Source organism: Dactylosporangium sp. NPDC005572, assembly GCF_040605515.1.
In the GTDB taxonomy this organism is placed as follows: domain Bacteria; phylum Actinomycetota; class Actinomycetes; order Mycobacteriales; family Micromonosporaceae; genus Dactylosporangium.
This window is the reverse complement of record NZ_JBEXCY010000024.1, coordinates 42,685-60,722: the sequence shown is the minus strand read 5'-3', so window position 1 is coordinate 60,722 and position 18,038 is coordinate 42,685. Positions and strand designations below refer to the sequence as shown.

Sequence of the window (18,038 nt, the reverse complement as noted above, 5' to 3'; positions counted from 1 at the left end):
ACTACGATGACGGGATGGAGGAGAGCGTCGCGCGGATCGTCCGGCGGATGGAAAGCTCGCTCGGACGCCTCGACGCGGGCGACGCACGCCGATTCTTCCACCAGACGTACCTGCGCACCACCCTCGCGGTCGCGGAGGAGATCGACCGGGGCGGGTTCCGCGACGGGCCGTGGCTCGAGCGGTGGGACGTGGTGTTCGCCGAGCTGTACCTCGACGCGTTCGACGCCCGCCTCGCAGGCGCGCCGGTGCCGGGGCCGTGGACGGTGGCGTTCGACACCGCCCGCGACCGGCCCGGCCTGCCACCGCTGCGGCACGTGCTGCTGGGGATGAACGCGCACATCAACTACGACCTGCCGCAGTCGCTCGTCGCCGTGATCTCGCCGGCCGAGTTCGACGACCCGCATCGGCTCGGGCAACGGGAAGCCGACCACCGCCATGTCGACGCGGTGCTCGTCGACCGGGTCGGGGCCGAGGACGCGCAGATGCGCCCGGTGTCCGGCGTGCGATGGCGGGACCGGCTGCTCGGGCCGCTCAACCGGGCCGCGACGAAACGGGTCCTGCGCGAGGCGCGGGCCAAGGTGTGGCACAACGCGGCCGCGCTCGACCGGGCCCGCCGGGACGGCACCACCGAGGCGGTCCTGCAGCGGCTCGACCGGGCCTGCACCGCCAAGCTCGTGGAGCTCACCGCACCCGGTCAGGTGATGCTGCGGCTGGCCCGGCGGGGCTTCGGCGTCACGGTTTAGCGCCCGGGCCGCCGGGTAGCGCTGCGGCCATCATGAACGAGATCACCGTGACCACGAGCATCAACGGCCGGACCGAACAGCTGCGGCTGGCCGCCGGAGTGACGCTGCTCGACGCGCTGCGCGACCGGCTGGGCCTCACCGGCACGAAGAAGGGCTGCGACCAGGGCGCCTGCGGGGCGTGCACGGTCCACGTCGACGGCCGGCGGGTGCTCGCCTGCCTCACCCTCGCCGCGCAGGTCGACGGCCGCGAGGTGCTCACCGTCGAGGGGCTCGGCGGCGGGCACCCGATGCAGGAGGCGTTCCAGCACCACGACGCGTTCCAGTGCGGGTACTGCACGCCGGGCCAGGTGATGTCCGCCATCGCCCTGATCGACGAGGGCCGGGCCGGCACCGACGAGGACATCCGCGAGTTCATGAGCGGCAACCTGTGCCGCTGCGGCGCGTACCCGAACATCGTCGCCGCGATCCGGGAGGTGGCGGGCCGATGAGCGTCGGGTACACCCTGGCCGCCGACCCGGCGAGCGCGATCGCCACGGTCACCGCCGACCCGGAGGCCGAGTTCCTGGCCGGCGGGACGACGCAGGTCGACCTCATGCTCAAGGACGGGGTCGTCGCGCCGCGGCGGCTCGTCGACATCAGCCGGCTGCCGCTGCGCGGGGTCACCGTCGACGGCACGACGCTGCGGGTCGGGGCGACCACGACGATGGAGGAGCTCGCCGCCCATCCGGCGGTGCCGCCGTTCGTTCGTGAGGCGCTGCTGCTGGGCGCGTCGCCGCAGCTGCGCAACATGGCGACGATCGGCGGGAACCTGCTGCAGCGCACCCGGTGCCGGTACTTCCGGGATCCGGGCGTCGACGACTGCAACAAGCGGCGGCCGGGCAGCGGCTGCGCCGCGGTCGAGGGGGTCGCCCGGATGCACGCGATCCTCGGCGCGTCGCCGTCCTGCATCGCCCTGCACGCGTCGGACCTGGCCGTGGCGCTGAGCGCGGCGAGCGCGATCGTGCACGTGCGCTCCGAACGGGGACCGCGCTCCGTGCCGCTCACCGAGTTCTACCGGCTGCCCGGCACCACGCCCGACCGCGAGCACGTGCTGCGCCACGGCGAGCTCATCACCGAGGTCGAGATCCCGATGCTGCCCGGCGGGGCGCGCTCGACGTACCTGAAGGTCCGCGACCGGGCCTCCTACGAGTTCGCGCTCACCTCGGCCGCGGTCGCGACGGTCGTGGAGGGCGGCGTCGTGACGTCGGCGCGCATCGCGCTCGGCGGCGTCGGCACCGTACCGTGGCGGGCCTGGGAGGCCGAGGAGGTGCTGCGCGACGCGCCGGCCGGCGAGGCGTCGTACCGGGCCGCGGCCGAGGCCGCCGTGCAGCAGCCGTTCACCGTGCCCGGCACCGAGTTCAAGGTCGAGCTGGCCAAGCGCACCCTGGTCCGGGCGCTGCGCACGACCGCCGGAGGGGCCGGATGACCACCCTGGAGCGCACCGACATCGACCGGGTCGACGGCCCGCGCAAGACGTCCGGCCGGGCGCACTACCCGATCGACGTCACGTACCCGAGCCTGGCCCACGCGGCGCTGGTCCGCAGCACGATCGCCGCCGGGTGCGTCACCGGGTTCGACACCGCGCGGGCCGAGGCGGTGCCCGGGGTCATCGCCGTCGTCACGGCCGGCGACGCGCCGCACCTCAACCCGGCCCCCGACACCGGCCTGTGGCGCCAGCCGCCCCCGCCGCTGCAGCGCACCAAGATCGTCCATCATGGACAGTACGTCGGGCTCGTCATCGCCGACACGATCGAGCAGGCGACGGAGGCGGCCCGGCTCGTCGAGGTCAGCTACGAGCCGGTCGACGCGGTGCTGAGCCTCGACGACCCGCGGGCGATCACGGTCGACGACCCGTTCGGCAGCGACCGGCGCCGCGGGGACGCCGCCGCGGCCCTGGCCACGGCCGACGTCGTGGTCGGCGGCCGGTTCACCACGCCCGACGAGACGAACAACCCGATGGGGCTGTTCGCCACCGTCGCCGCCTGGGACGGCGACCGGCTCACCGTCCACGACACCACCCAGTGGCCCGACTCGGTCCGTGAGGCGCTCGCCGGAGCGTTCGGCATCCCGGCGGCCGACGTGCGCGTCCTCGCGCGGTACGTCGGCGGCGGCTTCGGCGCCGGCCTGCGGGTCTGGCCGCACGTCGTGCTCGCCGCGATGGCGGCCCGCATCGTCGAGCGGCCGGTACGCCTGGCGCTGACGAGGCCGCAGATGTTCACCGGCATCGGCCACCGCCCGGCCACGGTCCAGCAGATCCGCATCGGCGCCACCCGTGACGGCGTCCTCACCGCGATCGAGCACGAGTCCGTCCAGCCGGTCGCGGTCGACGACGACAACATCGCCGAGTCGGTCACGACCGTCTCCGCCGTCGGGTACGCCTGCCCGAACGTCACCAACCACGACAGCCAGAAGCGGCTGAACGTCCCGGTGCCGACGTCGATGCGCGGCCCCGGCGACGCCCAGGGCCACTTCGCCCTCGAATGCGCGCTCGACGAGCTGGCCTACGAGCTCGGCATCGACCCGGTCGAGCTGCGGCTGCGCAACCACGCCGACGAGCACCCGCAGCTGGGCCTGCCGTGGTCGTCGAAGGCGCTGCGCGAGTGCTACGAGCTCGGCGCCACCCGGTTCGGCTGGTGGGACCGCGACCCGGCGCCCCGCTCGACGCGCCGCGGCGACACGCTCGTCGGCTACGGCATGGCGGGCGTGAGCTTCTTCTGGTTCCAGCAGCCGTGCGACGCCCGCGCGACGATCGACCGCGAGGGCCGCGCCTACGTCCGCAGCGCCGCGACCGACATCGGCACCGGCACGTACACCGTGATGACCCAGCTCTCGGCGGAGCTGCTCGGCCTGCGGGTCGACCAGGTGCGGATGGGCCTCGGCGACACCGACCTGCCGGCCGCGCCGATGCAGGGCGGCTCCGGCATGACGGCGTCCCTCGGCAGCGCGATCCACGCCGCCGGCCACCGCCTGATCCAGGCGTTCCTCGACCTGGTCGCGGACGACGTCGCCTCCCCGCTGCGCGGCCTCACCGCCGCCGACGTGGTCGCGGCCGACGGCCGGCTGGTCCACGCCGACGACCCGTCCCGCGGCGAGAGCTACCGCGACATCCTGGACCGGCACGACCTGACCGAGCTGACGGCGGACGGTTCCGCGGTACCGTCGAAGCCGGAGGAGCTCGGCCTGGCTCCCGCGGGCCCGTTCGCCGCCCGGTTCGCGGAGGTCCACGTGGACGCCGACCTGGGCCGGGTCCGCGTGGCCCGCATCGTGTCGGTGGTGGACGGCGGCCGCATCCTCAACCCGAAGACGGCCCGCAGCCAGATCATCGGCGGCACGGTCGGCGGCATCGGCATGGCACTGCTCGAGGAGACGGTGACCGACCCGCACACGGGCCGCATCGCCAACGCGACGTTCGGCGACTACCTGATCCCGGTGAACGCCGACGTCCCGGACCTGGACGTGGTCTTCGTCGGCGAGGCGGACCGCTTCAACCCGGTGGGCGTGAAGGGCGTCGGCGAGGTCGGCCTGGTGGGCGTGGCCCCGGCGATCGCGAACGCGGTGTTCCACGCGACGGGCAAGCGCGTCCGCGACCTGCCGATCACCATCGACAAGCTCCTCTGACCGGCACCCTGAGCTACTCGCGCAGTCCGGACACCTCCGGGTGGGCGAACAGCCCCGGCAGCCCGCCCGTGTGCACGAACACGGTCCGCTCACCGGCCCCGATCCGCCCGTCGGCGACGCAGGCGCGCAGCCCGGCGAGGGCCCGCCCGGTGTACGTCGGGTCGAGGAACAGCCCCTCGGTCCGGGCGGCGAGCCGCAGCGCGTCGGCCACGCCGGGGGCGAGCGTGCCGTACCCGGCGCCGACCTGCCCGCGCTCGATCAGCGGCAGCTCGCCGTCCACGCCCAGCGCCCGCAGCGTCGCCACCGGGTCGGGCACCGCCCCGACGTCGACGCCGACCACCCGCGCGGCCCCGAGCCCGGCGACGAGGCCGGCGGCCGTCCCGCCCGACCCGAGCGCCACGACCACCCGGTCGACCCCGGTGAGCTGGGCTTCGAGCTCCTGGGCGCACTCCAGATAGCCGCGGGCACTGTGCCGGCTGGAGCCGCCGAACGGGATGAGGAACGGCACGCCCCCGCTATCCCGGATGCGCCGCTCCTCGCCGGCGGCGACGTCGTCGGCCGCCCGGTCCCCGGCCCAGACGATCCGCGCCCCGGCGAGCAGGTCGAGCACCAGGTTTCCCCGCGGCTCGCCGGGCTCCTCACCCTTCAGGACGAGGGTGACGGCCAGCCCGAGCCGCGCCCCGGCGGCGGCGGTGAGCCGGGCGTGGTTGCTCTGGGCGGCCCCGGTGGTGACGAGGTGGGTCGCGCCGGCGGCGAGTGCCTGCGCGCACAGGTGCCGCAGCTTGCGCACCTTGTTGCCACCACCGCCGAGCCCGGTGAGGTCGTCGCGCTTCACCCACAGCTCAGCGAGCCCGACGGCGGCGGCGAGTCGTGGCGCCGGCTCCAGTGGCGTCGGCCACGTCCCGAACCTGGGGATGGACACGTCTGCGACGATACCGGGGATGCACCTCGCCGAGATCTTCGCCCGCGACACCCTGACGACCGACCGCCTCGTGCTGCGCCCGTTCACCCGCGAGGACGCCCCGGAGGTGCACCGCGCCTGGCAGGACGAGCGGTTCATCGCCTCGGCCCCGGTCGGCTACCCGTACGCGGGCGCCGACCTGGAGACCGCGCTCGCCTGGTGCACGACGGGCATCGAGCAGCGCCGCCTGGAGGGCAAGGGCGTGGGCTTCGCGGTGGTGCCGCACTCCGGCAGCCCCCTGGTCGGCCACGTCTCGCTGTTCGGCGCCGACTGGCAGGCCCGCACCTGCGAGATCCACTACTGGACGGCCCCGTGGGCGCGGCGCCGCGGCTACGCGGCCGAGGCGGCGGCCGCGGTGGCCCACTGGGCCCTGACCACCCAGCGCCAGGCCCGCATCACGCTGCAGGTCGACACGGACAACCCGGCCTCCCGCCACGTGGCGGAGCGGGCCGGCTTCCGCTTCGAGGGCATCCTGCGCAGCGTGGCCGAGTCCCGCACGGGCGGCCGGGCCGACATGGCGATGTACAGCCTCATCACGGAGGACCTGACCCCGGCCCACGTCTGACCATCGGTCAGGTCAGGTCAGGCGGGTTGGGGCGGGGTGTCCCAGAACTCCGTGGCGGGGTGGGCGGTCGGGTCGGCGTGCTTCTCGTGCTCCAGGTCGCGCAGCTCCACGCGGCGGATCTTGCCGGAGATCGTCTTGGGGAGGTCGGCGAACTCCAGGCGGCGGACGCGCTGGAACGGGGACAGGTGGGCGCGGCAGTGGGCGAACAGCGCCCGGGCCGTCGACTCGTCGGCGGGCCAGCCCTCGGCCAGCACCACGTACGCCTTCGGGACGGCCAGGCGGAGCGGGTCCGGGGACGGGACGACCGCCGCCTCGACGACCGCCTCGTGCTCGATCAGGACGCTCTCCAGCTCGAACGGGGAGATGCGGTAGTCCGACGCCTTGAACACGTCGTCGGCCCGGCCGACGTAGGTGATGTACCCGTCGGCGTCGCGGGCGCCGATGTCGCCCGTGTGGTAGCGGCCGCCGGCCATGGCCTCGGCCGTGCGCTCCTCGTCGCCGTGGTAGCCGGCCATCAGGCCCAGCGGGCGGTCGGTCAGGTCCAGGCAGATCTCGCCCTCGTCGGCCTCCTCGCCGGTGGTCGGGTCGACGAGCACCACCCGGTAGCCGGGCACGGGGCGGCCCATCGAGCCGGGCTTCACCGGCTGGCCGGGCGTGTTGGCGATCTGGACCGTCGTCTCGGTCTGGCCGAAGCCGTCGCGGATCGTCACGCCCCAGGCCTTCTGGACCTGCTCGATGACCTCCGGGTTGAGCGGCTCGCCGGCGCCGACCACGACCCGGGGCGGGGTGGTGAGGCGGGTCAGGTCGGACTGGATAAGCATGCGCCAGACCGTGGGCGGGGCGCAGAAGCTCGTCACGCCGCAGCGCTGCATCTGGGCCAGCAGGGCCGGGGCGTCGAAGCGGGTGTAGTTGTAGATGAAGACGCACGCCTGCGCGTTCCACGGCGCGAAGACGTTGCTCCAGGCGTGCTTGGCCCAGCCGGGCGAGGAGATGTTGAGGTGGACGTCGCCGGGCTGCAGGCCGATCCAGTACATCGTCGAGAGGTGCCCGGCCGGATACGACGCGTGGGTGTGCTCGACCAGCTTCGGCCGGGCGGTGGTGCCCGACGTGAAGTACAGCAGCAGCGTGTCGGACGCCCGGGTCGGGCCGTCGGGCACGAACTCGGCCGACGCGGCGAACCCGTAGTCGTGCCAGCCCGGCACGGCGCCGCCGACGGCGATGCGGGTGACGGACGGGTCGACGCCGTCGAACTTCGCCGCTGAGGCCGCCCCGGCGATCACGTGGCGGGCGCCGCCGCGCTCCACCCGGTCACGCACGTCGGCCGGGCCGAGCAGCGGCGTGGCCGGGATGATGACGGCGCCGAGCTTCATCGCGGCGAGGATCGTGTCCCACAGCTCGACCTGGTTGCCCAGCATGAGGACGAGGCGGTCGCCGCGGCCCACCCCGAGCTCCCGCAGGCGGGTGGCCAGCCGGTTGGAGCGCTCCGACATCTCGGCGAAGCTGAACCGCTGCTCGCCGCCGTCCTCCTCGACGATCCACAGCGCCGGTGCGTCGTTGCCGGCGGCGTTGACGTCGAACCAGTCGAGCGCCCAGTTGAACTCGGTCAGCGACGGCCAGCGGAACGCCTCCACCGCCCCGGCGTAGTCCTCGCGCAGGGCCAGCATCAGGTCTCGGGCCTGCCGGAACGCATCGGTCATGGTGCCTCCTCGCGTCGTGCTGCCACCCTACGACCTCCGCCCGACAAATTCCCCCAGCCCGAGCGCCGCTCACGCTCCGTCGAGGTCCAGCACACGCAGCGCGGCCGACAGTCGCGAGAGCCACGCGCCGGCGCCGGACCCCGCCACCGACGGATGGCTGTCCACGGTCCAGTCCGGGACCGAGGCCAGCGCGGAGCGGTCGACGAGCCGGCGCAGCCGCGGGGAGAGCGCCAGATCATCGCGGGCGGCGAGCAGCACCGCGTCGTAGAGGTCCTTCCCGCCGACCACCCCGCGCGTGGCGTGGTCGGCGGCGAGCCACTGCAGCTTCCAGACCAGCGACAGCGCCGGCGAGGCGGTCCACAGCGCGTGCGGTGTACGGCCGCCGTACCGCGGCACGGCCGTCAGCACCGGCGGCTCCGGCAGCGCCTCGTCGTAGGCGAAGTCGAGCTGGACGGTACCGCTGGATCCGTCGTCGGCCGAGAACGGGACGACCATCCGGGCGCCGCCCGGGTAGTAGCCGTACGACCGGCCGTGCACGGTGTCGGCCGGGTGCAGCCGCACCCCGCCGGCCTCCGGGTGCTCCTCGACGAGGTCCAGCAGCTCCTGGTGGGGCAGGGAGCGGTCCACCACGGCGGCCGGCCGGACGACGAAGTCGAGGTCCCCCGGCTCGCGGGCCCGGTCGCCGAACCAGGCCACCATCGTCATGCTCCCCCGCAGGACGAGGGTGTCGGCGCACCCGGACCGGGCCACCAGGGCCAGGACGTGGTCGAGGGCGGCGAGCCGGGCGGTCACGACGGCAGCGCCGTCAGGTGGATCTCGTAAGCGTCCGGGAGCACGCGGCAGAGGGTAGCGTGTTCCAGTTTTTGCACTGGAGGTTTGGTTATTGCATTTACAAACCCGAGTATGTACCGTCATCGCCACGAAACATCGCAACCGGTGGATGCCTGGGGCTTCGGCGGCCCAAGCGACACCCCGGCCCGAACCGTGTCCGGGAAGGAACCCTACCCGATGTCACCGCCGAACCGTGCCCGCAGGGCGGCCGCCACCGCCCTGCTCCTCCTGGCCCCCGGCCTCGCCGCAGTAGCGGCGCCCGCCCCGGCCGCGGCCGTCATCCCCGCCTCCGACTACCAGCAGGTCGAGCTCGCCAAGGGCCTCAGCGAGGTCGGCGAGCCCATGTCGATCGCGGTGCTGCCCGACCGCTCCGTGCTGCACACCGCCCGCAACGGCACCCTGCGCCGCACCGACGCCGCCGGGAACACCGCCGTCGTGGCCAACATCCCCGTCTACACCCACGACGAGGAGGGCCTGCAGGGCGTCGCGATCGACCCCGGCTTCGCCACCAACCGGTACATCTATCTCTACTACGCGCCGCCGCTGAGTACGCCCGGCGGCGACGCCCCCGCGGCCGGCGGCGACTGGAACGTGTGGAAGGGCGTCAACCGCCTGTCCCGGTTCACGCTCGCCACCAACTGGACGCTGAGCGCCGAGAAGGTGGTGCTGGAGGTCGGCACCGACCGCGGCATGTGCTGCCACGTCGGCGGCGACCTCGACTTCGACGCGGCCGGCAACCTGTATCTCTCGACGGGCGACGACTCCAACCCGTTCGACTCCAACGGCTACTCGCCGCTGGACGAGCGGACCGACCGCAACCCGGCCTACGACGCCCAGCGCAGCGCCGGCAACACCAACGACCTGCGCGGCAAGGTCCTGCGGATCAAGGTGAACGCCGACGGCTCGTACTCGATCCCGTCGGGCAACCTGTTCGCGGCCGGGACGCCGAACACGCGGCCGGAGATCTACGCGATGGGCTTCCGCAACCCGTTCCGGATGAGCGTCGACAAGCCCACCGGGATCGTCTACGTCGGGGACTACGGGCCCGACGCCGGCGTCACCGACGCGAACCGGGGACCGTCCGGGCAGGTCGAGTTCGACCGGGTGACCAGCGCGGGCAACTACGGCTGGCCGTACTGCACCGGCACGAACACCACGACGGAGACGTACAACGAGTGGAACTTCGCCAGCAACTCGACCGGCCCGAAGTACAACTGCGGCGGGGGACCGACGAACAACTCGTTCCGCAACACCGGCCAGCAGACCCTCCCGGCGGCCCGGCCGTCCTGGATCCGCTACGCCGGTGACGCGGGCAGCCCGCCCGAGTTCGGCAGCGGCTCCGAGTCGCCGATGGGCGGCCCGGTGTACCGCTACGACGCCTCGCTCAACTCGGCGGTGAAGTTCCCGCAGTCGCTCGACGGGAAGTTCTTCGCCGGCGAGTTCGGCCGCCGCTGGATCAAGGCGGTCACGGTCAACGCCGACGGCTCCCCCGGCACGATCGAGAACTTCCCGTGGTCCGGCATGCAGATCATGGACCAGGCGTTCGGCCCGGACGGCGCGCTCTACGTGCTCGACTACGGCGCGGGCTTCGGCAACGGCGACGCCAACTCGGCGCTGTACCGCATCGAGTACATCGGCGGCGGCAACCGCGCCCCGATCGCGGTCGCGGGCGCCAACCCGGTGTCCGGACCCGCCCCGCTGGCCGTCCAGTTCACGTCGGCGGGCAGCAGCGACCCGGAGGGTCAGGCCCTGTCCTACTCGTGGGCGTTCGGCGACGGTGGTACCTCGACCGCCGCGAACCCGTCGCACACGTACACGAACGCCGGCACCTACACGGCGACGCTCACGGTCCGCGACCCGCAGAACGCCACCGGCTCGGCGAGCGTGACGATCAGCGTCGGCAACACGCTGCCGACGGTGTCGATCACGGCCCCGGCCAACGGTTCGCTGTTCTCGTTCGGCGACACCATCCCGTACCAGATCAGCGTCTCCGACCCCGAGGACGGCAGCATCGACTGCAACCGGGTCAAGCTGACCTACATCCTCGGCCACGACAGCCACGGCCACCAGATCAGCCAGAAGACCGGCTGCTCCGGCACGATGACCGTGCCGACCGACGGCGAGCACGACGCGGCGGCGAACGTCTTCGCGGTGTTCGACGCCGAGTACACCGACAACGGCGGCCTCGTCGCGCACAAGCAGCACATCCTGCAGCCCCGGCTGCGCCAGGCCGAGCACTTCGGCGCCATGCAGGGCGTCCAGGTGTTCGACAAGGCCTCGGCCGAGGGCGGCAAGACCGTCGGGGAGATCCAGAACGGTGACTGGATCTCGTTCCAGCCGTACCTGCTGAGCAGCGCCACCTCGTTCAGCGCCCGGGTCTCCTCCGCCGGGGCCGGCGGCACGATCTCGCTGCGGTCCGGCTCGCCGACCGGCACCCTGCTCGGCTCGGCGACCGTCCCGGTGACCGGCAGCTGGGACACGTTCGTCAACGTCACCGGCGCGATCGCGAACGCGCCCACCACCGCCGGGACCCTGTACCTGGTGTTCACCGGCGGCAGCGGCGCGCTGTACGACGTCGACTCCTTCACCCTGACCACCGGCACCGTCCAGCCGCCGACCGGCCGGGTCGAGGCCGAGTCGTTCACCTCGCAGTCCGGCGTGCAGGTCGTCGCCGACGGCGCCGCGCACGGCGGCAACCGCGTCGGCTACATCGACGGCGGCGACTGGGCGGGGTACTCCGGCGTCAACGTGTCGGGCAAGACCGGCTTCACCGCGCGGGTCGCCTCGGGCGGCACCGGCGGCACGATCCAGATCCGGTCGGGCTCGCAGACGGGTCCGCTGCTCGGGTCGGTCGCGGTCGGCAACACCGGCGGCTACGGCACGTTCGTCGACGTCAGCACCACGATCACCGCGGGCTCCGGCGCACTGTTCCTGGTGTTCGTCGGTACCGGCACCGGCGGCCTGTTCGACGTCGACGACTTCGAGCTGACCGGCGGCTCCAACCCGCCGCCGACGAACCTGGCGCTGAACAAGACGGCCACCGCGGACAGCCAGTGCGCGGCCACCGAGGGCCCGGCCAAGGCCGTCAACGGCACCGTCAACGGCGGCAACGCCGACAAGTGGTGCTCGCTCGGCGCGTCCAAGTGGTGGCGGGTCGACCTCGGCTCCTCGCAGAACGTCGGCCGGATCGTCGTCCGCCACGCCGGCGCCGGCGGGGAGAACACCGCGTTCAACACCCGCGACTACGACCTGCAGGCCAGCACCGACGGCAACACCTGGACCACCGTCGCCCAGGTCCGCGGCAACACCGCCAACGTCACGACCTCGACGTTCACGCCGTTGAACACCCGCTATCTCCGCATCAACGTCATCGCACCGACCAGCAACGCCGACACCGCGGCCCGCATCTACGAGTTCGAAGCGTTCGCTTCCTAAGGACATGATGATGAGACGCAGACTCCTCGCCGTCGCGGCCGTGGCCGCGGTGCTGCTCGCCGGGGCGCACGCCCCGGCGGCCTCCGCCGACACCGCCTTCGACGTGCTCGTGTTCTCCAAGACGGCGGGCTTCCGCCACGACTCCATCCCGGCCGGCATCACGGCCATCCAGCAGCTCGGCGCGGCCAACGGGTTCACCGTCACGGCCACCGAGGACGCGAACGCGTTCACGACGGCCAACCTCGCGCAGTACGAGGCGGTGGTGTTCCTCAGCACCACCGGCGACGTGCTCAACGCGACCCAGCAGACGGCGTTCGAGTCCTACATCCGGGGCGGCGGCGGGTACGTGGGCATCCACGCCGCCGCCGACACCGAGTACGACTGGCCGTTCTACGGCGAGCTCATGGGCGCCTGGTTCTCCTCCCACCCGGCGATCCAGCAGGTCACGATGAAGGTCGAGGACCGGACCCACCCGGCGACGGCCCACCTCGGCGCGACCTGGGTGCGCACCGACGAGCTCTACAACTACCGCACCAACCCGCGCTCGACGGCGCACGTGCTGGCGACGCTCGACGAGTCGACGTACAGCGGCGGCACCATGGGCGCCGACCACCCGTTCGTCTGGTGCAAGACGGTCCAGAGCGGCCGGTCGTTCTACACCGGCGGCGGCCACACGCAGGAGTCGTACGCCGACGCCGCGTTCCGCTCGCACCTGCTCGGCGCGATCCGCTACGCTGGCGGCAAGGTCGCGGCGGACTGCAGCGTCGGGTCGACCCCGCCGCCGACCGGCCGCATCGAGGCCGAGTCGTTCACCTCGCAGTCCGGCGTCCAGATCGTCGGCGACGGCGCCGCGCACGGCGGCAACCGCGTCGGCTACATCGACAACGGCGACTGGGTCGGCTACTCGTCGGTCAACGTCTCCGGCAAGACCGGCTTCACGGCCCGGGTCGCGTCGGGCGGCAGCGGCGGCACGATCCAGGTCCGGTCCGGCTCGCAGACCGGCCCGGTGCTGGGGACGTTGACGGTCGTCAACACCGGCGGGTACGGCAACTTCGTCGACGTGACGATCCCGATCAGTGCCGGCTCCGGGGCGCTGTTCCTGGTGTTCAACGGCACCGGTGGCGGCGGCCTGTTCGACGTGGACGACTTCGCGCTCACCGGCAGCACCCCGCCGCCGGCCACGAACCTGGCGCTGAACAAGACGGCCACCGCCGACAGCCAGTGTGCGGCCACCGAGGGCCCGGCCAAGGCCGTCAACGGCACCGTCAACGGCGGCAACGCCGACAAGTGGTGCTCGCTGGGCGCGTCCAAGTGGTGGCGGGTCGACCTCGGCTCCGCCCAGTCCGTCGGCCGGATCGTCGTGCGGCACGCCGGGGCGGGCGGCGAGAACACCGCCTTCAACACCCGCGACTACGACCTGCAGGCCAGCACCGACGGCAACACCTGGTCCACGGTCGCGCAGGTCCGCGGCAACACCGCCAACGTCACCACCTCCACCTTCACCCCGCTGAACACCCGCTACCTGCGCATCAACATCATCGCGCCGACCAACAACAGCGACACCGCGGCACGGATCTACGAGTTCGAGGCGTTCGCCTCCTGATGACGGCAGGCCGCCGGCGCCCCGGGGTGAGGGCGCCGGCGGCTTCGCCTTGTCCGGCTCAGGTCAGCCCGGTCACCCCGGGCGCGGTAGACGACTCGGGCGGATGAAACGCGCCGAACACCCGACGGCCGATGTTCGGGGTGCTCACGCCGGGGAACGCAGCGTCAATGCGTGCGATCGTCATCGAGGGGTTCGGCGGGCCGGAGCACCTCGTCTACCGGGACCTGCCCGAGCCCGAGCCGGTGCCCGGCCAGGTCGTCATCGAGGTGAAGGCGTTCGGGCTCAACCACGCCGAGATGCACATGCGGCGGGGCGAGTGGGCCGAGGCCGCGCCGGTCAGCGGGATCGAGTGCGTCGGGCTGGTCACCGCCTGCCCCGGCGGGGAGTTCCCGGTCGGGGCCAAGGTCGCGGCGCTCATGGGCGGGCTCGGGCGCACGATCAACGGCAGCTACGCCGAGTACACGCGGGCGCCGGTGACCAACGTGGCGCTCATCGACTCCGGCCTGCCCTGGGCCGAGCTGGCCGCCATCCCGGAGACCTACGCGACCGCGTGGACCTGCCTGTTCCGCAACCTGGAGGTGACCGCCGGGCAGACGCTCGTCGTGCGGGGCGGCACGTCGTCGTTCGGGCAGGCGGCGATCAACCTCGCCGTCGACGCCGGCGCCCGGGTCACCGCGACCACCCGGCAGCCGGACCGCATCGCGATGCTGGCGGCGCTCGGCGCGGAGCGGATGGAGCTCGAGGGCCCGGAGCTCTCCCACCGCATCGCCGGTTCGGGCACGTTCGACGCGGTGCTCGACCTGATCGGCAACAGCACCATCCTCGACTCGCTCGACCTGCTGCGCCGCGGCGGCCGGGCCTGCCTGGCCGGCTGGCTGGGCGGCCTGGCGCCGATCCGCGACTTCAACCCGCTGCTGCAGATGGCCAGCGGCGTGTACCTCACGTTCTTCGGCAGCTTCGTGTTCGGCAAGCCGGGCTTCCCGCTCTCCGACGTGCCGCTGCAGGAGATCGCGGAGAAGGTGGCGGCGGGCCGGCTGCCCGCGAAGCCGTCCCGGGTGTTCGGCTTCGACGAGATCCGCGAGGCCCACGCCCTCATGGAGTCCGGCGAGGCCCGCGGCAAGATGGTGGTGGTCCGCGGGGAGTGACGAGCGGCGGCGACGACCTCGAGGTGTCGCGTGTCACCCTCGGCGCGCGTCGTGAACGCCAGGCCCGGCCCGAGCGCCTTCGGGGCGGTCGTGAGCAGGTCACCGGCCTGCCCGGCGGCCTCCGACCGGTTTCTGCCCACGCCGCGTCATCGGCGCGGCGCGCCGCCATCTGAGCACTTGGTGACAGTACGTCGATCACTTTGCCGACCACGGAGCGTGAACCGGGACCGTACGTTCTCCTCAGTCACGACAGCGACCAGAGGGAGACTGGTACCAGATGGGCCTCTTCAAGCAGATGAAGGACCTCAAGAACCTCACCGCGCAGGCGCCGGGCATGGTGGCGCAGGCGCAGCAGACCGCCGCCGCCGCGCAGGCCTACGCCGCGCAGCAGCAGGCCGCCTACGGCGCCACCGGCTACACCGCCGCCAACGCGTTCGGCGCCCCGGTCAACACGGGCATCGCCGCCGACGACCCGCGCCTGGCCCCGATCGCCGGCGTCGACCTCGTCATGTACGCCCGCATCTCGAAGGCCGCCTCGCAGGAGGGCCTGAACGTCGACGGCCTGCTGCTCAAGGCGCAGAGCTTCGGCGTCTCCGCCGAGGCGTGGCAGGAGGCCGCCGCCGGCTGGCCGCTGCGCATGCGCGGCGACACGCAGCTCGCCGTCCACTACGGCAACGTCTTCGGCCAGGTCTGAGCCGTGGGCCTCTTCGGCGACCTGCGCAAGCTGCAGCAGCAGGCGAAGGAGATCGACCGCACCTGGGACCCGGCCGCGCAGATGCGCGCCGGCATGGCCCAGATGCAGCACGTCGAGCAGCAGATGCGGGCCCAGACCGCCGACCTGGAGCTGGTGCAGACCGGCGTGCCGGCCGCGGCGACGATCATCGGCCTGGCCGACACCGGCACCCGGGTCAACCTGGAGCCGCTGGTGCGCATCAGCCTGCTCGTCGAGGTCGCCGACCGCCCGCCGTACCCGGTGACCCGCGAGGTCATGCTGCCGTTGCACGCCTCGGCCCAGGCCGGCGTCGGTCAGCGGGTCTCGGTGCTGGTGCACCCGCAGCAGCCGGACCGCGTCCTGGTCCGCTGGGGTGTTCCGGTCTGATGCCTGGTGAACGCCGGTCGACATCTCGGTCGGCCGGCATCGCCGTTCAACGGCCGGTCAACTGGCGTTCATGAGCGACTCATAGCGTGCGCGGAACTTGAACACGAGTTCCATTCCCGCGACGAGGAGCCCTGCATGACAGAGCCACACCGCCGCTCTTTGCCGTTCATCGGTACCGCCAAGGTGCCCGCACACGGCGGCCGCGACCGGATGACCTGCCTGTACCGCTGCGGCAACGCCTGCGACCACCCGGTGCCGAACCAGTCCGCCAACGAGTACTTCGGCGACCTCATGACCGCCGGCTCGGGTGAGGTCACCCGCCGCGGCGTCATGCGCGGCGCGTTCGTCGTCGGCCTGGCCGGCGCGGGCGTCGCGGCCGGCGCCGTGCCGGCGATGGCCACCCCGGCCGGCGAGGTGACCGAGCCCGACGTCGTCGTCCCCGAGGTCGACACGTACGCGGCGAAGGCCCCCGAGCCGTCGCAGCTGAGCTTCAAGGCCGTCACGCCCAACCAGGTCGACGGCATCGTGGTGCCCAACGGCTACGACCACGCCGTCGTCATCAAGTGGGGCGACGAGGTCGTCCCGGGCGCGCCGCGGTTCAACGTGGCGAAGCAGACGGCCGACGCGCAGTCGAAGCAGTTCGGCTACAACAACGACTTCGTCGCCGTGCTGCCGCTGGACCGCCGCGGCGAGCGGGCGCTGCTCGTGTGCAACCACGAGTACACCAACGAGGACCTCATGTTCCCCGCCTTCCCGGGCATCGACGGGCTGTCGGTGGAGCAGCTGAAGGTCGCGATGGCCGCGCACGGCATGTCCGTCGTGGAGCTGGAGCGGGTCGGCGACTCGGGCCGCTGGGAGCCGGTGACCCGCGGCTGGCGCCGCTACAACCGCCGCATCACCGCGCTGGCGACCAAGTTCACCGTCACCGGCCCGGCGGCCGGCAGCGCGCTGCTGAAGACCAAGGCCGACCCGACCGGTCGCGTGGTCGTCGGCACGCTGAACAACTGCGCCGGCGGCGTGACCCCGTGGGGCACGATCCTGTCCGGCGAGGAGAACTTCAACCAGTACTTCGTGGGCGCCGAGACCTCGACGGGCGCCGACAAGGACCGGTTCAACCGCTACGGCATCGACACCGTGAACCGCTACCCGTCGGGCAGCCGCAAGTGGGACCGGGCCGACGAGCGCTTCGACCTGACGAAGAACCCCAACGAGGCCAACCGCTTCGGCTGGGTCGTCGAGGTCGACCCGTTCACCCCGGGCTCGACCCCGCGCAAGCACACGGCCCTGGGCCGGGTGAAGCACGAGGGCGCGAACATCATCATCGCCAAGAGCGGCAAGGCCGTGGCGTACATGGGCGACGACGAGCGCTTCGACTACCTCTACAAGTTCGTGTCGGACAAGAAGTTCGACAGCGGCAAGTCGTACTTCGCCCGCCGCCACAACCTGACCCTGCTGGAGTCGGGCACGCTGTACGTGGCGAAGCTCGGCTTCACCTCGGCCGCCGAGATCGACGGCTCGGGCAAGCTGCCCTCGGACGGCGCGTTCAACGGCACCGGCACCTGGGTCCCGCTGGTCAAGGACGGCAAGTCGCAGGTCCCCGGCATGACCACCGAGGAGGTGCTGGTCTTCACCCGCCTCGCCGGTGACGCGGTCGGCGCCACCAAGATGGACCGCCCGGAGGACGTCGAGCCGAACCCGAAGACCGGCAAGATCTACGTCGCGCTGACCAACAACACGGCGCGCGGCCCGGCCGGCAAGGCCCCCGCCGACGAGGCGAACCCGCGCACCAACAACAAGCACGGCCACATCTTCGAGATCACCGAGGACAAGGGCGACCACACGGGCACCACGTTCACCTGGACGATCCCGATCGTCTGCGGCGACCCGAAGGACCCGGCCACGTACTTCATGGGCTACGACAAGAACCTGGTGTCGCCGATCTCGTGCCCGGACAACGTCGCGTTCGACGGCGCCGGCAACCTGTGGATCTCGACCGACGGCAACGCGCTCGGCACCAACGACGGCCTGTTCGCGGTGCCGCTCGAGGGCGCGGAGAAGGGCCACCTCAAGCAGTTCCTGACGGTGCCCTACGGCGCCGAGACCTGCGGCCCGTGGATCCACACCGACAACAAGAGCGCGTTCGTCGCCGTGCAGCACCCGGGCGAGATCTCCGGCGCCTCGATCGAGAAGCCGGCCTCGAACTGGCCCGACGGCGACTTCGCCAAGCCCGGCATCGCCGTGGCGTGGCGGCTCGACGGCCGCAACATCGGCGTCTGACGGCGTCAGTACCGGTCGTTCGGGT

14 protein-coding genes are annotated in these 18,038 nt (G+C 72.6%); 11 read left to right on the top strand and 3 right to left on the bottom strand.

The window, feature by feature from the left end; translation table 11 throughout:
• Window positions 1-14 precede the first annotated feature (14 nt).
• The 4 genes from ABZS66_RS15150 to ABZS66_RS15135 are packed head-to-tail and all read left to right on the top strand — an operon-like array spanning window position 15 to window position 4,400.
• On the top strand, window positions 15-743 hold the full coding sequence (locus ABZS66_RS15150) for a DUF5995 family protein (RefSeq protein ID WP_354757814.1): 729 nt from the start codon (window positions 15-17) through the stop codon (window positions 741-743).
• 41 nt (window positions 744-784) lie between these two features.
• Window positions 785-1,231 carry a (2Fe-2S)-binding protein gene (locus tag ABZS66_RS15145; RefSeq protein ID WP_354757881.1) on the top strand — a complete coding sequence of 149 codons (447 nt, stop codon included), beginning with the start codon at window positions 785-787 and terminating at the stop codon, window positions 1,229-1,231.
• Entirely contained in the window at window positions 1,228-2,208 is a 981-nt protein-coding gene (locus tag ABZS66_RS15140; protein WP_354757812.1) for a xanthine dehydrogenase family protein subunit M, read from the top strand. Before ABZS66_RS15145 ends, ABZS66_RS15140 begins: the two co-directional genes overlap by 4 nt.
• On the top strand, window positions 2,205-4,400 hold the full coding sequence (locus ABZS66_RS15135; RefSeq protein ID WP_354757810.1) for a xanthine dehydrogenase family protein molybdopterin-binding subunit: 2,196 nt from the start codon (window positions 2,205-2,207) through the stop codon (window positions 4,398-4,400). Before ABZS66_RS15140 ends, ABZS66_RS15135 begins: the two co-directional genes overlap by 4 nt.
• 13 nt (window positions 4,401-4,413) lie before the next feature.
• Here the strand turns inward: ABZS66_RS15135 and ABZS66_RS15130 are convergent, their stop codons facing one another.
• The gene (locus ABZS66_RS15130; RefSeq protein WP_354757808.1) at window positions 4,414-5,322 is read right to left on the bottom strand and encodes a pyridoxal-phosphate dependent enzyme; all 909 of its coding nucleotides are present in this window, start codon (window positions 5,320-5,322) and stop codon (window positions 4,414-4,416) included.
• Window positions 5,323-5,341: 19 nt separating this feature from the next.
• On the opposite strand from ABZS66_RS15130, the gene ABZS66_RS15125 reads away from it, so the two are divergent.
• Window positions 5,342-5,926 (top strand): GNAT family protein, encoded by a 585-nt coding sequence (locus ABZS66_RS15125; protein WP_354757806.1) that lies wholly within the window; start codon window positions 5,342-5,344, stop codon window positions 5,924-5,926.
• Between the two features lie 17 nt (window positions 5,927-5,943).
• On the opposite strand, the gene ABZS66_RS15120 is transcribed toward ABZS66_RS15125, so the two are convergent.
• Both ABZS66_RS15120 and ABZS66_RS15115 read right to left on the bottom strand, forming a co-directional pair.
• Complete coding sequence (locus tag ABZS66_RS15120) at window positions 5,944-7,623, bottom strand: AMP-binding protein (protein ID WP_354757805.1); 1,680 nt, start codon at window positions 7,621-7,623, stop codon at window positions 5,944-5,946.
• 69 nt (window positions 7,624-7,692) lie between these two features.
• Window positions 7,693-8,415: a nucleotidyl transferase AbiEii/AbiGii toxin family protein gene (locus ABZS66_RS15115; RefSeq protein WP_354757803.1), complete on the bottom strand. Its 723-nt coding sequence runs from the start codon at window positions 8,413-8,415 to the stop codon at window positions 7,693-7,695.
• Between the two features lie 216 nt (window positions 8,416-8,631).
• Here ABZS66_RS15115 and ABZS66_RS15110 point away from each other — a divergent pair, with 216 nt between their 5' ends.
• From ABZS66_RS15110 to ABZS66_RS15085, 6 genes are all read left to right on the top strand, one after another.
• Complete coding sequence (locus ABZS66_RS15110; RefSeq protein ID WP_354757801.1) at window positions 8,632-11,889, top strand: carbohydrate-binding protein; 3,258 nt, start codon at window positions 8,632-8,634, stop codon at window positions 11,887-11,889.
• 10 nt (window positions 11,890-11,899) lie between these two features.
• Complete coding sequence (locus ABZS66_RS15105; RefSeq protein WP_354757799.1) at window positions 11,900-13,492, top strand: ThuA domain-containing protein; 1,593 nt, start codon at window positions 11,900-11,902, stop codon at window positions 13,490-13,492.
• A gap of 167 nt (window positions 13,493-13,659) precedes the next feature.
• Window positions 13,660-14,637, top strand: a complete 978-nt coding sequence (locus ABZS66_RS15100; protein WP_354757797.1) for a zinc-binding alcohol dehydrogenase family protein — start codon at window positions 13,660-13,662, stop codon at window positions 14,635-14,637.
• Between the two features lie 277 nt (window positions 14,638-14,914).
• Complete coding sequence (locus ABZS66_RS15095; RefSeq protein ID WP_354757795.1) at window positions 14,915-15,331, top strand: hypothetical protein; 417 nt, start codon at window positions 14,915-14,917, stop codon at window positions 15,329-15,331.
• Window positions 15,332-15,334: 3 nt separating this feature from the next.
• Window positions 15,335-15,736: a hypothetical protein gene (locus ABZS66_RS15090; protein ID WP_354757793.1), complete on the top strand. Its 402-nt coding sequence runs from the start codon at window positions 15,335-15,337 to the stop codon at window positions 15,734-15,736.
• Window positions 15,737-15,871: 135 nt separating this feature from the next.
• The gene (locus ABZS66_RS15085) at window positions 15,872-18,013 is read left to right on the top strand and encodes a PhoX family phosphatase (RefSeq protein WP_354757791.1); all 2,142 of its coding nucleotides are present in this window, start codon (window positions 15,872-15,874) and stop codon (window positions 18,011-18,013) included.
• Window positions 18,014-18,038 lie beyond the last annotated feature (25 nt).